Genomic DNA, 13,447 nt, shown 5'->3' on the forward strand with positions numbered 1-13,447 from the left:
ATGAGCCAAATATTCATCGCTCACGCCCTCATGAGCGAAAAATCTAAATGCTTATGGGCTCATCGAACGGGTATGAGTCCGTCTCGGGGCGTCCGACGAGCACTCGGGGAAGGGTCGAACGGAGTCGGTATCGGGCTTCAATCCGACGGGCGGGAGATTCGACGAGCGAGGCGGCAACGACCGATACGGAGTCCCCGCAACGGGGAGGGCTTCGGATGGGGGTAATCGAGGTTGCGGATCTTCAGTACCGATACGGAGGAAGCGAAACCCCCGCGTTACGGGGGGTGGACTTCGACGTCGAGGAAGGGGAGATATTCGGATTTCTGGGACCCAGCGGTGCCGGGAAAACCACGACGCAGAAGATTCTCATCGGTCTCCTCGACGATTACGAGGGACGAGCGACGGTTCTCGACCGGGAGGTGAAGGAGTGGGGCCCGGATCTGTACCGGCGAATCGGCGTCTCGGCCGAGACGCCGAACCTCTATCACAAACTGACCGGGCGTGAGAACCTCGAACTGTTCGCGTCCTTGTACGGCGGGGCGAAGCGGAATCCCATCGAACTCCTCGACCGGGTCGGAATCGCCGACGCAGTGGACAAACGAGTCGGGGCCTACTCGAAGGGAATGCGGATGCGGTTGAACTTCGTCCGAGCACTCGTTCACGACCCCGAACTCGTGTTTCTCGACGAACCGACCGGCGGCATCGACCCCACCAACGCACGTGCGGTACGAACGGTCATCGAGGAACTCCGCGAGAGCGGAAAAACGGTGTTTCTCACCACCCACGATATGACCGTCGCGGACGAATTGTGCGACCGTGTCGCATTTATCGTCGACGGACGCCTCTCGGTGATCGATACGCCACGGGCGCTGAAACTCGCTCACGGCGAAGAGTCGGTGCGGGTAGAGTATCGAAACGACGGGGTGCTCGACTCGGCCGAGTTCTCCACGACCGACCTCGGCACGAACGAAGCGTTTCAAACCTTGTTGGCACGGAATCGAGTTGAAACCATTCACACCGAGGAGGCGACGCTCGAAGACGTGTTCATCGACGTGACGGGGGAGACGCTCACGTGACGGCTATCCGTGTGGACTCCCGTTTCGACGCGTCGAATTCGGAGCGGGTATCGTGACCGCACTTCGGTCGATGCTCCCATGGGATACGCGGTTGCAGGTCAGATACGGGATATACTCCGTCTACGCCGTTCTCACCGTCCTCTTCGTTCTGGGTGTCCGTTTGACCGACCCGAGTCTGCGAACGGACGTCGCCGTGCTGGTCATCGCTCTCGATCCGACCGCGCTCGGTTTTTACTTCATCGCCGCGTTGGTCCTGTTCGAGAAACGGGAGGGCGTGGTGGAAGCGCTCGTCGTATCGCCGCTCAGCGACCGCGGCTATTTGGCGTCGAAGACGATCACCCTCTCGTTCCTCGCCACGCTCGTTTCGACCCTCGTCGCCGTCCTCGGGCACGGTGCTACGCCCCGCATCGTCATTTTGGTCGTGGGCGTCGCACTGTCGGCATCCCTCTTCGTGTCGATCGGTTTCGTCGCGATCGCTCGGTTCGATTCGATCAACGAATACTTTCTCACCGCCGTCTTCTGGGGCGGAATACTGTTCGTTCCACCGCTGGTCGGGTACGTCGGGTTGGTGGAGAGTCCGCTCCTCTACCTGTTCCCGACGCAGGCGACGCTCTTCGTCATCGAGGCCGGATTCCGTCCGATATCGTCGTTGAACCTTCTCTACAGCTTCGGATATCTGGTAGCTGGAAACGTCGTCGCCTACATCCTGGCCCGCCGTGCGTTTCGGAAACACATCGTTCGCGGCGGTGATCCAGGCAGGCAGTTAGGGCGGAGAGACGTCTCACGGGAGGGGAAAAGGGATGACGAGCGGATGCCCTTTTCACGCTCGCCGTGGACGGCGATGGTTCGAGGCGATATCAGAAACTGGGTTCGAGATCCGATGCTCGCGATCGCGGCCGTCGGTCCGCTCGCGATGGTTCTGGTGCTCAGACTGATCCTTCCGTCCGTGACGTCGATGCTTTCCCCGACGGCCGACCTACGGCCGTACTATCCCGTTATCGCGGGAACGATCGCGGTGTTCGGACCGGCGATATACGGGTTTATCGTCGGGATGTTCGTATTGGAGGACCGGGACGAAGGCGTTCTCGATGCGTACAAAACGAGTCCGTTATCGGCACGCGGGTATTTCGTTTACCGCTGCGTGACGGCGTATTGCTTCAGTTTCGGTACGACGCTGCCCGCCGTCGCACTGATCGGCCTCGTGCCCGCCTCGCCCGCGGTCATCGTGGGAACGACCGCCGTCAGTTCGCTCGGTGCACCGGCCTTCGCGTTCGCCTTGGGAGCAGTGGCGTCGAACACCATCGAGGGAATCGCGATCAGCAAGTTCGGAAACATCGTCTTCATCGGACCCGCGTTCGTCATCGCGCTGGTCCCCGAACCGCTCCAGTTCGTCGTCGGAGTGTTTCCCGCGTATTGGGCGATCAAAACGTTCGTGGTGGGGGTGTCCGGCGATTCGTCATGGGTACTGTACCTCGGCATCGGCGTCGTCGTTAACGCGATCGCCATCGCCCTCTTTGGCTGGTGGTTCGCCGAACGGACGCGGTGAGCGGACCGACCGATTTCGTCGGAACTATCGAACGGTCCCGATTCGACGCTTCTCGCCCCCTTTCACCTTTTTGTCCCTTCCGCCACGACGTTTTTTACTTCGGGAACCGTGCGTCGATGTATGCCCAACACCGTGTCCCTCAGCGACGACGATATCAAGCGAATCGTCTCGATACTGCGGGAGTATCGGATGCAGACGGGGGAAGACGTTTCGGATCTCGTCGAGACGTTCGAAGAACACGAGCGGCGACCGGAACACGAGTATACGACCGACCTCGACGGGGTCGAGGAATAGGACGAAAGAAGACGAAAAACGACCGCGTGCCGTTCAGACGAGCGTCGTAGGGCGCTTCGACAGGTAGTCGAACACAGCGCCGAGGGAAAAGCCGTAGGCGAGGTGGGAAAGCAGAGTCAACACCAGATACACTACGAGGAGAATCCCGGTGTAGCCGTCGTAGAACGCGAGAACGAACCCCGTCCAGAGGACGAACCCGTACGGGAGCCCTCTCGCCGCGTACGTCTCGCCCGGTAGATACGACCCGATGGAGACGAACAGGAGCGGCCACGTCACCATCCCGCCGCCGAGGAAGATGACGTATCCGACCGCCGCCGGGTTCGAGGGGAGGAGTACGCCGGCACCCGTAATCCGTGCCAACACGGAAAAGGAATCGAGGTCGAACGCCCCGAGCGTCGTTCCGACCAGCAACACGGCCGTCATGACGGCGGTGCCGACGAGTCCGCCGACGGCCCCGATGAACCCGTCGGTGACGATTCCGGAGAGACTGTCGAAGTCCGGTTCCGCGACTTCCTCGCCGACCTCCACCTCGACGGGCGGTTGTGTGTCATTATCAACCATGAGTGATGATAGCAGTTGCAACAGCAAAAATCGTTCTTTCCTCGGGTATCCGACAGTTCCGACGCCGAAGGTCGAAGAAAAACGGCCGTTCACTCGACGACGTTCGCGCGCAATTCGGGGAGCAGGTCGGTCACGTCCCCGCGAACGTCGAAGGTCGCGGTCGGACTGAACGGCGTCTCGTCGAAGTTGATGACGGCGGTCATCGCCCCCTCGCGGTCGGCGGTTCGCGGAAGCGACGCCGCGGGTTCGACCGTCAGCGACGACCCGATGGCGAGGAACACGTCCGCTCGCCGCGCGTGGCGTCGGGCACGGTGGAGCGTCCCCTCGTCCAACCGCTCGCCGAACAACACCACGTCGGGTTTGAGGACGCCGTCACAGTCCGCACAACGGGGCGGCAGTTCCCCGGCCTCGATTCGGCGGCGGACGGGCGCGGCGTCGCTTTTCCGCCCGCAGTCGTCACAGACGACTCGGTGGGCGTTGCCGTGCAGTTCGACGATTTCCGGGACGGCCGAATCGCCACGCTGAGCGTTCGAGGCGTCCTCGTGGAGGCCGTCCGTGTTCTGGGTAATGATGGCGTCCAACTGTCCGGCGGCGGCGAGTTCGGCGAGCGCGCGATGGGCGGCGTTCGGCCCGACGTCGTCGCCGAACATCGCCTCGTGCAGTTCGAGACGGTCGCCCCAGAACGCCGCGGGGTCGCTACGGAACCGGCGGTAGTAGAACTCCTCCGGGTCGAAGCGGTTCCAGAGTCCCGAATCGCTCCGGAAATCGGGGATGCCCGATGCGGTACTCATCCCCGCGCCCGTGAAGGCGACGACGGATTCCGCGTCACGAATTCGCTCCGCGAGTCGAGCGATGTCGTTCATGCTCCGAAATCAGTGATGGCGGAGTTGTATAGTTGTGGAAATCGGCCCGCGGGACCCGTCAGTCGGAACCGTTCGAACGGGCCGTGATGGAATCCCGTCCTGATCGGGTCACGTCATTTCGCGTGCCGTCCTCTTTATGGTTCCCCCGGGTTTCTCTGCAAGCATGACCCGAATCGTCGTCGGAACGGACAGCGCCGAGACGAGCGAGAAGATATGCGACTACCTCCGATCACGCATCGACGGGGAGGACGAAGTACACGTCCTAAACTCGCTCCACGGCGGTAACGACGAGGAGATGGTTGCGGACGGCCAGCAAGCACTCTCCGTGTTTCGAGAACGACTCGGCGGGGAGTTCGACGTCGAGACGGTGCAGAACACCGACGCGAGCGACCCCGCCCACGACATCCTCACCGCCGCGGACGAGTTGGACGCGGACGAAATCGCCATCGGGCTGACCCAGAAACGGAGCCCCGCCCAGAAGGTGCTGTTCGGGAGCAACACACAATCGGTCCTCATGCAAACCCGTCACCCCGTCGTCGGCGTGCCGCTTCGGAAATCCAAATAAAACCTCGGCGTCCGTTTTCACCGACTGGGAACGGCCCAGTCGGTTAAGGCACGTCCGTCCTAACGTCGTATTACGAGCCGCATTGCACCGTAAAATTACGACCGACCGTAACCGATATTTGGTAGAGAAACGACCACAATGAATCTCCTCGGAGAAGCCGCCACCGGTGTGGGGTTGGGACTCGCGCTGGTGGCGACCGCGCTCTTGCTCGCTCGCTCGCTCAACATCGAAGACGCAATCGAACCGAAGCGGACGCCGAAAACGGACGGCGGCTACGTCAGCGGCTTTCCGACCGGCTACGGGAAGCCGACCGGCGTCATCCGATGGCTGACGACCGTTGACCACAAGGACATCGGCCTCCTCTATCTCCTGTTCGGGAGCGTCGCGTTCTTCTGGGGCGGCATGGACGCGATGATGATTCGGACGGAGTTGTTCACCCCCAACGTGGACGTCTGGAACGCCACGACCTACAACGGCCTGTTCACCATGCACGGCCTGACGATGCTGTTCTTTTTCGCCACGCCCGTCATCTTCGGGTTCGCGAACTACTTCCTGCCCCTCCTCATCGGGGCCGACGATATGGCGTTCCCCCGCATCAACGCCATCGCGTTTTGGCTCCTTCCAGCGGCGTTCCTGTTGGTCCGGTTCGGCCTCATCTCCGACATTTTCGGCCACGTTATTCAACCGGTTCTCGGAACCGCGGCCGCACAACCCTTCTTCACGCTCGAACCGCCGACCACCGGGTGGACCATGTACACGCCGCTGTCGCGCCAGCAGGGGAACCCGATGATAAACGTGATGCTGCTCGGGTTACACCTCTCCGGGCTCAGCACCACGATGGGGGCGGTCAACATCATCGTGACCACGTTCACGCTGAAGGACGTCGAGTGGGCCGAACTCGACATCTTCTCGTGGACGCTGCTGACGCAGGCGGGGCTCGTGCTGTTCGCCTTCCCGCTCCTCGGAAGCGCCATCCTCATGCTCCTGTTCGACCGCGTGTTCGGGACGACGTTCTTCGCGCTGAACGGTGGCGGGCCGCTCCTCTGGCAGAACCTGTTCTGGTTCTTCGGCCACCCGGAGGTGTACATCCTCGTCCTGCCGCCGATGGGGCTGATAAGCCTCATCATTCCCCGGTTCTCGGGGCGGAAGCTGTTCGGGTTCAAGTTCGTCGTCTATTCGACGCTGGCCATCGGCGTGCTCTCGTTCGGCGTCTGGGCCCACCACATGTTCACCACCGGAATGGACCCGCGCCTCAGGGCGAGCTTCATGGCGGTGTCGCTGGCTATCGCCGTTCCGAGCGCCGTCAAGGTCTTCAACTGGATTTCGACGATGTGGAACGGGAACATTCGCCTGACCGCACCCATGCTCTTCTGCGTGGGATCGATCGCGACGTTCATCATCGGCGGCGTGACGGGCATCTTCCTCGCGTCGATTCCGGTGGACCTCGTGCTCCACGACACCTACTACGTCGTCGGCCATTTCCACCTCATCATCATGGGGCTGATTCCGTTCGCCATATTCGCGGCGGTGTACTTCTGGTACCCAATCTTCACCGGGCGGATGTACAACGAGTTCCTCGCGAAGGTCCACTTCTGGCTCACCTTCATCGGCGTCATGCTGACGTTCAACACGTTCATCGTCCTCGGCATGGTGGGCCTACCGCGCCGCTATGCGAGTTACCCGCCGCAGTTCGCGTTCCTCCAGCAGGTCGCCACCGTGGGCGCGTTCATCATCGCGCTCGGCACGCTCGTCTGGGTGTGGAACATGCTCCAATCCTACCGAAACGGACCCGTCGTCACCGACGCGGACGTGTGGAACTTGAAGGAGCACGGCTTCTTCTCGCGCGAGTGGCAGTGGTTCGAGGAACGGTTGGAGTGATTCTCGGCGCGTTTTTATCGCGCGTTTTTCATCCCGTGAATCGACCGTAAAAGACGCCTAACGAGTAGCCGTATGCGAGGTGGGCGAGCAGGCTGAAGACGATGTAGAGGAAGAAGAACGCCCCCTCCAGATGGAGTCCCGTGGAACCCAAGCCGAGGAACGCGAACCACAGCAGGAGGGCGAACAGGATGCCTCGAACGCCGATGTCGTCCGCGCCGGGGATGACCGCGAACCGGTCCTCTATCGCCGCGAACACCAGGGGCCAGACGACGATGCCGGCGAAGACGAAGACCGCGAACCCGAGGTACGGCTTTCCGGACATTCCGACGAACTTCGCGATCGCGGCCGGGACGCCCAGATTGAAGTCCGTTTCCGCTTCGGAAACGAGAAAGATGAACAGCATGACGGCGGTGCTGACGATACCCGCCTTGAGCGTCTGAATCCCCTCCACGACGGCGGGAGGCAGGCCGGAATCGTCCTCGAATCCCGCGACTTCCTGTGACATACTAGCGGGCATGAGCGGAAGCGATTTATATGTACTCCCTGTTTGCCGACGGAGAAAATCGTTTCGAGGAGAATCCGCCGAACGGACGGGCCACGTGGTTCGCCAAATCACGTGGTTCGCCAAAAGACGTTACCCGATGGGCGGCACACCCTCCGACGTGACAATCGAGAACGAGAGCGACACGTTCGATATCGGCGGCGAACTGACGGTCAACCGACTCGGCTACGGCGCGATGCGCCTCACCGGCGAGGACATCATCGGCCCCCCGGACGACGAGGAGGAAGCGCGACGCGTCCTGCACGAAGTCGTGTCGACCGGCACGAACTTCATCGATACGGCAGACTCCTACGGCCCGGCAGTGAGCGAGCGACTCATCGGTGAAGCGCTCCATCCCTTCCCCTCGGACCTCGTCGTCGCCACGAAGGGCGGTCTCTGGCGCGACAGCCGGGACGGGTCGTGGCCGAAATGCGGCGAACCGGGCTACATCAGGAACGCCATCCTCGGCAGCCTCGACCGACTCAAGGTGGATACCATCGACCTGTACCAGTACCACCGCCCGGACCCGGACGTCCCGTTCGAGGACGCGGTAAACACGTTCGCGGAACTCAAGGACGAGGGCAAGGTCCGAAACGTCGGCCTGAGCAACGTCTCGGTCGAACAGTTGGAGGAGGCCCGCGACATCGTGGACGTCGCCACGGTACAGAACCGGTACAACGTCGGCAACCGCGAACACGAGGACGTGCTCGAAGCCTGCGAGGAGTACGACATCGGCTTCATCCCGTGGTTCCCGCTCGGCGCGGGCGACCTCGGCGACAAGGGGGACGTGGTGGACCAAATCGCCGAAGACCACGACGCCTCCGACCGACAGATAGCCTTGGCGTGGTTGCTTCATCATTCGCCGGTCACGCTGCCGATTCCGGGCACGTCGAGCGTGGATCACCTGCACGACAACGTCGCGGCGTCGCACGTCGACCTCTCCTCCGACGAGATGGAACGTCTCGATTAGGCGAAAATCAGGCCGAGAGCCCGCGAACGTTCTGCTGAAGTCGAATCGTCGCGGTAAGCATGAACGCGCCGATCATCACCACGAAGACGCTTTCGACGCTTCCCACGAGCACCGACTCGACGCCGACGACGACGCCGAGGTCGGCGAGGCCCAGGAGGCCCGAACAGACCAGAACCGGAAGCAAGTGGCGGCGTAACGTGTCGATGGACGTTCCCTGTGCGAGCGATTCGAGTCGGTCGGCGAAGACGATGCCGTAGACGGCGAAGGAGATGCTTCCGAGGCCTTTGACGAACGAGACGACGGAGCCGTGACCGAGGAGCAGGACGACGAGGAGTTCGAACAGGATGGCGCAGACGAACCCGAGTTCGATCCGGCGCAGTCGCGACAGCGGAATCCGCCGTTCGTCAGCTGGCGGGGCCAACGTGCTGTTGTAGTACAGTTCGCGCATCGCGAACGCGAGGAAGACGGTGCAGAACAGAAACGCCGCGTGGGCGAGCGCGAGGAGCCATCGGCCCGCCGAAAGCACGCCCGCCATCCCGAGGACGCCGTACAGAACCCCCGCAACGCCGATGGCGACGAGGTAGAACCAGAACGGTCGTTGGGACTCCATCCGATTCAGTTGCAGGTTACGGAACGCGTAGAAGCCGAAGATTCCGGCCGAGACGGCGAGGAGACCCGAACCGACGAACCGCACGACGCCCCCGCTTGCGTCGGCACCGACCTGTGCGAGTGGGATGACCATCTGCGTGCATCGAAAGGAGCGCAGTTATTTAATATATTCGACCCATCAATTCCGGATAGTGTGTCTCGATGACTCGTTCGAGAGCGACCCGGAGGTCCTCGATCGTTTCGTATCGGTCCGACTTGCGCTTCGCCATCGCGCGCCGGAGGAAGTCGTCGATTTCGGGTGGCACATCGGAATTCACATCGGACGGCGTCGGCGGGACGTCCGACGTCACCTGTTTTACGACGAGGTGCGAGTCACCGACGAACGGCGAACTGCCGGTGAAGAGGGTGTACAAAACAGCACCGAGACCGTACACGTCGGTCGAGTGGTCGATGCCGCCGAACGATTCGGGTTCCAGATGCTCGGGTGCGGCATAGGCCGGCGGCACGAGCGACAGTCGGGCGTCGGCCATCACCTCGGCGAATCCCCAATCGCCGACCTTCGGAACGGGCCACGTCGAACCGAAGGTCCTCGTGAACCGAACCGCGGGAGGACAGAGGCCGCCGTGAATCACACCGAGCGCGTGAGCGTGTGAAACCGTTCTGACGAGGCCGTGTGCGAACCAGAGCGAGGGTTCCAACCCGGCAACCACGTGGTCATCCAGCGTCCCACCACCCGTGAACTCCGTCGCAACCCACGGCGGGGCGCTTCCGCGCGCCCGAACCGTCAGCACGTGGTCGTGGTCGTGGATGGCCTCCCACCGGTCGATGGCGTCGAAGAACGAATCGATAATCGACTGCGTTCGATGGTCGGGACGGAGGGTGAACAGCGTCGTCATGGCGTGCTGTTCGCGGGTGGTCGCGGCCCGCGCGTGGTGTGCGACCACGAGCGGCGAGCGTCCGGCGGGACGAAGCGTCTCGAAATCCTCGTACTCGACCGGGAGCGGTCGTGGCGATTCGATGTCCTCGGAGGACGGCGGACCCGTGCCGGAACGGAAGGCGTCCCCGGATGACGGTTTCGACGTTGACGGACTATCGACATCCGATGCCGGTTCGATACGGATACCACCTGTTTCCGGCCCGCCCCGTCCCGACTGCACGACGTTCGCCCCGACGGGGAACACCGCCGCCGTTTCCGGGTCGGAAACGCTGATGACGACCGGTTGGCCGTCCAGCGTCGCCCCCGAAAGCGCGTTGGAGATGTGTCGAATCGCCTCCGTCGCGTACCGTCGAACGGTTCCGCTCCCCTCGTCTCGAAGCGAAAAAAGCGAACCGAACACCGGTTCCGCGGACCGAGGATACGTTTCGGCCACGCCGGCCACGGTCACGACGGCGTTTTCGCGCACCAACGGGTCGCCGTCTTCGACCAACTCGGGGACGTGTTTCATGGCCGGTTTGGCGTCGGCGGGATTCGATTGTGCGACTTCCGCGAGCGCCCACGTCGCGCCGCGTCGCACCCACTGGTCGTCGTCGGTGATGGCCTGCATGAGGTCCGGAACGGGAACCCGCTCCGGCGCGTTGGCGGCCACCTCCGCGAGCGCCCACGCCGCGCTCGCGCGTCGCTTCGGGTCGTCGGCGTCGAGCGACACGAGGAGGTCCGAAACGTCCCGTACCGAGTAGACGTTCGCACGCTCTCCGTCCTCGTATCGCCGTACATCGCGCTCCTCGGAGTCGAACCGGCCCATAATTCAACCTTCGTACCTATCGAAGAGCCGATATACAATAATCGTTGTGTGTCCCCCGAACCGGGTCGGGAAACGAAAAAACATCAGAACTTCGGAGAACTGTCACGATAATCGAAAGAACCCTTATGCGTCACGGAGTAGATGATAACACGACACATGAAAAAACTCATCAACGAACCGTCGGCGGTCGTGGACGAGATGCTGGACGGGATGGTCGCTGCACATCCCGACGAAGTTCGACGACTGCCGGACTCGAACGTCCTCGTTCGAGCGGACGCGCCGGTCGAAGGAAAGGTAGCCGTCGTGAGCGGCGGCGGGAGCGGGCACGAACCGACACACGCGGGCTATCTCGGGCCGGGAATGCTGGACGGCGCGGCGTCAGGCGAAGTGTTCACCTCGCCGACGGCGGACGAGGTGAGCGAGATGGTACAGGCCTGCGACGGCGGCGAGGGCGTCCTCATGGTCATCAAGAACTACGAGGGCGACGTGATGAACTTCGAGACGGCGGGCGAGATGGCCGAGATGGAATCCGACGTGGACGTCGCGCAGGTCGTCGTCAACGACGACGTGGCGGTCGAAGATTCGCTGTACACCTCCGGACGACGCGGGGTCTGTGGCACGATCTTCGTCCACAAGGTCGCGGGCGCGATGGCCGACGAGGGCGGCGATTTGGACGAGGTACAGCGCGTCGCTCAGAAGGTCATCGACAACGTGGCGACGATGGGAACCGCACTCACGTCGTGCATCACGCCCGAGAAGGGCGAACCGACATTCGACCTCGGCGAGGACGAAATCGAACTCGGCATCGGCATCCACGGCGAACCGGGCGTCGAACGCACCGAGACGATGTCCGCGGACGACATCACCGAGCGACTGGCCGAGAACGTCCTCGACGACTTGGACCTCGATTCGGGAACGGAAGTCGCCACAATCGTCAACGGGATGGGCGGCACGCCGCTGTCGGAACTGTATATCGTGAACCGGAAACTCCAGTCGATACTGGAGGACGAGGGACTGGAGACGTGGGACGCGTGGGTCGGCGACTACATGACCTCGCTCGACATGCAGGGCTGTTCGGTGACGGTATTGGCGTTGGACGACGAGTTGAAAGAGTTGTTGGCGCATCCGGTGGAGACGCCCGCGTTGACGGTGACGTAGTCGAAATCATATTCCGGAACTATTTCGTGGAGTGAACCTTCGTTTCACCATCAGTAACATCGAATAGACTACCGCGTTTTCGAGCTATTTTTGTACCAACAAAACGTTTGAAACATATGGTGACTGTCCTCAGTTACGTTCTGAGCGTCGTAATCGTCCTCGGGTGTATGTTCCTCCTCACCCTTTTATCTGACAAATTATTTACTGACTTGAACGTTTTGCAGTCGACACCGGCGCGAATCGTTACGGACCTCCTCGGAGGTGGTGTCGGATTCGTAATCGGAGTCACGATAGTGACCGTCCTCTCGGTCTGAACTACTCGGTAGGCATCCACAGTGAATTGATGTGTTTTGAGGAACGCTAGCACGATACACAATCCCGTCACAACCCATCCCGATACCATCGGTGGGATCTTGTCCGAATCGGAAACAGTCACCGACGACACGAGCGAAGGTTTACCCTACCCCGCCCCGTGGGGTCGGCATAGAGATGGCAGATACAGCAACGGAGCGGGATGCGGTGCGTTCTGCAATCGAGAACGTCGCGGCACGAATGGCCGACGAGAAGGAATACCTGACGGACCTCGACTCGGCCATCGGCGACGCCGACCACGGCGCGAACATGGACCGGGGCTTTCGGGCGGTCCTCGAAAAGACGGACGGGATGGACGAGGCGGATGCCGCCGACCTCGTGAAGACGGTCGGCGTGACGCTCATCTCGGAGGTCGGCGGGGCCGCCGGACCGCTGTACGGCGGGTCGTTCATGAGCGCCAGCGCGGAACTGTCCGACGGCGTCACCGCCGAATCGACGGTGGCCTTCGCCGAGGCGTTTCTGGAGAAGGTACAGGACAGGGGAGACGCGCCGGTCGGCGCGAAGACGATGGTGGACGCGCTGACGCCCGCCGTCCACACCTACAAGAAGTCCATCGAGGAGGACGACCTCGAACCAGTCGAGGCGCTGACGAAGGCGGTCGACGCGTGCGAGCGCGGCGTCAACTTCACTACCCCGATTCGTGCGAAGAAGGGGCGAGCGTCGTACCTTGGCTGGCGGTCGGTCGGCCATCAGGACCCCGGCGCGACGAGCACGCTGTTCATCGTCGAGGAGATACAGGACACGGCGGTCGAATACCTCGGCGACGGGGACCTCGAAGCGGACGCGGAGTCGCCGACGGTTCCGGACGAGGAACCGACGCCCGAGGACGGCGAACCGGGGGCGTCTGAATGATCGGCATCGTAATCGTCTCCCACAGCGAACGAGCGGCGGAGGGGATTCGCGAAGTGGCGGCGGAGATGGCGGGCGACGTTTCCATCGTGGCGGTCGGCGGCGACCCGGACGGCGGCCTCGGAACGAGCGCCCCCGAGATACAGGGGGCGTTGGATTCGCTCTCCGACGAGGACGGCGTCGTCGTCCTCGTCGATTTGGGGAGCGCGGTGATGAACACGGAACTCGCCATCGAGATGGCCGAAGTGGAGGCGGAAATCGCCGACGCGCCGATCCTCGAAGGGGCCGTCAACGCGGCGGTCACGGCGAACGGTTCGAAGGCCACCGTGGAATCCGTCCTCGAAGCGGCCGAGGAAGCGGGCGAGGTTTCGAAGTTGTAACTCGTCGGAGGGAGGTCGAAGGCGGCCGACGCCGCCGGTTTCG

General features: G+C 62.5%; 15 protein-coding genes. 10 read left to right on the top strand and 5 right to left on the bottom strand.

Translation table 11 applies throughout. The features are described 5' to 3' along the window. Positions 1-72 precede the first annotated feature (72 nt). The 4 genes from LJF34_RS19695 (at position 73) to LJF34_RS19710 (ending at position 2,916) form a co-directional block, all read left to right on the top strand. Complete coding sequence (locus tag LJF34_RS19695; RefSeq protein WP_231187052.1) at positions 73-225, top strand: hypothetical protein; 153 nt, start codon at positions 73-75, stop codon at positions 223-225. Then, positions 216-1,076 carry an ABC transporter ATP-binding protein gene (locus LJF34_RS19700; protein ID WP_231187054.1) on the top strand — a complete coding sequence of 287 codons (861 nt, stop codon included), beginning with the start codon at positions 216-218 and terminating at the stop codon, positions 1,074-1,076. The genes LJF34_RS19695 and LJF34_RS19700 overlap by 10 nt, the downstream gene beginning before the upstream one ends. Before the next feature lie 52 nt (positions 1,077-1,128). After that, positions 1,129-2,622 carry an ABC transporter permease gene (locus LJF34_RS19705; RefSeq protein WP_231187056.1) on the top strand — a complete coding sequence of 498 codons (1,494 nt, stop codon included), beginning with the start codon at positions 1,129-1,131 and terminating at the stop codon, positions 2,620-2,622. A 120-nt stretch (positions 2,623-2,742) separates the two neighbouring features. Next, positions 2,743-2,916, top strand: a complete 174-nt coding sequence (locus LJF34_RS19710; protein ID WP_231187058.1) for a hypothetical protein — start codon at positions 2,743-2,745, stop codon at positions 2,914-2,916. Positions 2,917-2,949: 33 nt separating this feature from the next. Here the strand turns inward: LJF34_RS19710 and LJF34_RS19715 are convergent, their stop codons facing one another. Continuing rightward, positions 2,950-3,477, bottom strand: a complete 528-nt coding sequence (locus tag LJF34_RS19715; protein ID WP_231187060.1) for a DUF6789 family protein — start codon at positions 3,475-3,477, stop codon at positions 2,950-2,952. Between the two features lie 89 nt (positions 3,478-3,566). Beyond that, a complete protein-coding gene (locus tag LJF34_RS19720; RefSeq protein ID WP_231187062.1) occupies positions 3,567-4,340 on the bottom strand; it encodes a Sir2 family NAD-dependent protein deacetylase in 774 nt (257 codons plus the stop codon). Between the two features lie 163 nt (positions 4,341-4,503). Here LJF34_RS19720 and LJF34_RS19725 point away from each other — a divergent pair, with 163 nt between their 5' ends. Both LJF34_RS19725 and LJF34_RS19730 read left to right on the top strand, forming a co-directional pair. Continuing rightward, positions 4,504-4,905: a universal stress protein gene (locus tag LJF34_RS19725; RefSeq protein WP_231187064.1), complete on the top strand. Its 402-nt coding sequence runs from the start codon at positions 4,504-4,506 to the stop codon at positions 4,903-4,905. A gap of 138 nt (positions 4,906-5,043) precedes the next feature. Beyond that, positions 5,044-6,783, top strand: coding sequence for a cbb3-type cytochrome c oxidase subunit I (locus tag LJF34_RS19730; RefSeq protein WP_231187067.1), 1,740 nt, complete (start codon positions 5,044-5,046; stop codon positions 6,781-6,783). 28 nt (positions 6,784-6,811) lie between these two features. On the opposite strand, the gene LJF34_RS19735 is transcribed toward LJF34_RS19730, so the two are convergent. Next, on the bottom strand, positions 6,812-7,288 hold the full coding sequence (locus tag LJF34_RS19735) for a DUF6789 family protein (protein WP_231187069.1): 477 nt from the start codon (positions 7,286-7,288) through the stop codon (positions 6,812-6,814). 157 nt (positions 7,289-7,445) lie between these two features. Here LJF34_RS19735 and LJF34_RS19740 point away from each other — a divergent pair, with 157 nt between their 5' ends. Continuing rightward, positions 7,446-8,294: an aldo/keto reductase gene (locus tag LJF34_RS19740; RefSeq protein WP_231187071.1), complete on the top strand. Its 849-nt coding sequence runs from the start codon at positions 7,446-7,448 to the stop codon at positions 8,292-8,294. A 7-nt stretch (positions 8,295-8,301) separates the two neighbouring features. Here the strand turns inward: LJF34_RS19740 and LJF34_RS19745 are convergent, their stop codons facing one another. Further along, entirely contained in the window at positions 8,302-9,036 is a 735-nt protein-coding gene (locus tag LJF34_RS19745; protein WP_231187073.1) for a hypothetical protein, read from the bottom strand. A 28-nt stretch (positions 9,037-9,064) separates the two neighbouring features. Next, positions 9,065-10,645 carry a HEAT repeat domain-containing protein gene (locus LJF34_RS19750; RefSeq protein ID WP_231187075.1) on the bottom strand — a complete coding sequence of 527 codons (1,581 nt, stop codon included), beginning with the start codon at positions 10,643-10,645 and terminating at the stop codon, positions 9,065-9,067. 156 nt (positions 10,646-10,801) lie between these two features. Here LJF34_RS19750 and dhaK point away from each other — a divergent pair, with 156 nt between their 5' ends. The 3 genes from dhaK (at position 10,802) to dhaM (ending at position 13,404) form a co-directional block, all read left to right on the top strand. After that, positions 10,802-11,803: a dihydroxyacetone kinase subunit DhaK gene (dhaK, locus tag LJF34_RS19755; RefSeq protein WP_231187077.1), complete on the top strand. Its 1,002-nt coding sequence runs from the start codon at positions 10,802-10,804 to the stop codon at positions 11,801-11,803. A 489-nt stretch (positions 11,804-12,292) separates the two neighbouring features. After that, complete coding sequence (gene dhaL / locus LJF34_RS19760; RefSeq protein ID WP_231187079.1) at positions 12,293-13,027, top strand: dihydroxyacetone kinase subunit DhaL; 735 nt, start codon at positions 12,293-12,295, stop codon at positions 13,025-13,027. Next, positions 13,024-13,404 (top strand): dihydroxyacetone kinase phosphoryl donor subunit DhaM, encoded by a 381-nt coding sequence (dhaM, locus tag LJF34_RS19765; RefSeq protein ID WP_231187081.1) that lies wholly within the window; start codon positions 13,024-13,026, stop codon positions 13,402-13,404. Before dhaL ends, dhaM begins: the two co-directional genes overlap by 4 nt. Positions 13,405-13,447 lie beyond the last annotated feature (43 nt).

Origin of the sequence: Haladaptatus sp. DYF46 (assembly GCF_021083305.1) — an archaeon.
Classification (GTDB): Archaea; Halobacteriota; Halobacteria; order Halobacteriales; family Haladaptataceae; genus Haladaptatus.

Bases quoted from the DNA above. Each gene is read 5' to 3' on its own strand.
- LJF34_RS19695 (WP_231187052.1), top strand. From the start codon at position 73: ATGAGTCCGTCTCGGGGCGTCCGACGAGCACTCGGGGAAGGGTCGAAC.
- LJF34_RS19700 (WP_231187054.1), top strand. From the start codon at position 216: ATGGGGGTAATCGAGGTTGCGGATCTTCAGTACCGATACGGAGGAAGC.
- LJF34_RS19710 (WP_231187058.1), top strand. From the start codon at position 2,743: ATGCCCAACACCGTGTCCCTCAGCGACGACGATATCAAGCGAATCGTC.
- LJF34_RS19715 (WP_231187060.1), bottom strand. From the start codon at position 3,477: ATGGTTGATAATGACACACAACCGCCCGTCGAGGTGGAGGTCGGCGAG.
- LJF34_RS19720 (WP_231187062.1), bottom strand. From the start codon at position 4,340: ATGAACGACATCGCTCGACTCGCGGAGCGAATTCGTGACGCGGAATCC.
- LJF34_RS19725 (WP_231187064.1), top strand. From the start codon at position 4,504: ATGACCCGAATCGTCGTCGGAACGGACAGCGCCGAGACGAGCGAGAAG.
- LJF34_RS19730 (WP_231187067.1), top strand. From the start codon at position 5,044: ATGAATCTCCTCGGAGAAGCCGCCACCGGTGTGGGGTTGGGACTCGCG.
- LJF34_RS19735 (WP_231187069.1), bottom strand. From the start codon at position 7,288: ATGTCACAGGAAGTCGCGGGATTCGAGGACGATTCCGGCCTGCCTCCC.
- LJF34_RS19745 (WP_231187073.1), bottom strand. From the start codon at position 9,036: ATGGTCATCCCACTCGCACAGGTCGGTGCCGACGCAAGCGGGGGCGTC.
- LJF34_RS19750 (WP_231187075.1), bottom strand. From the start codon at position 10,645: ATGGGCCGGTTCGACTCCGAGGAGCGCGATGTACGGCGATACGAGGAC.
- dhaK (WP_231187077.1), top strand. From the start codon at position 10,802: ATGAAAAAACTCATCAACGAACCGTCGGCGGTCGTGGACGAGATGCTG.
- dhaL (WP_231187079.1), top strand. From the start codon at position 12,293: ATGGCAGATACAGCAACGGAGCGGGATGCGGTGCGTTCTGCAATCGAG.
- dhaM (WP_231187081.1), top strand. From the start codon at position 13,024: ATGATCGGCATCGTAATCGTCTCCCACAGCGAACGAGCGGCGGAGGGG.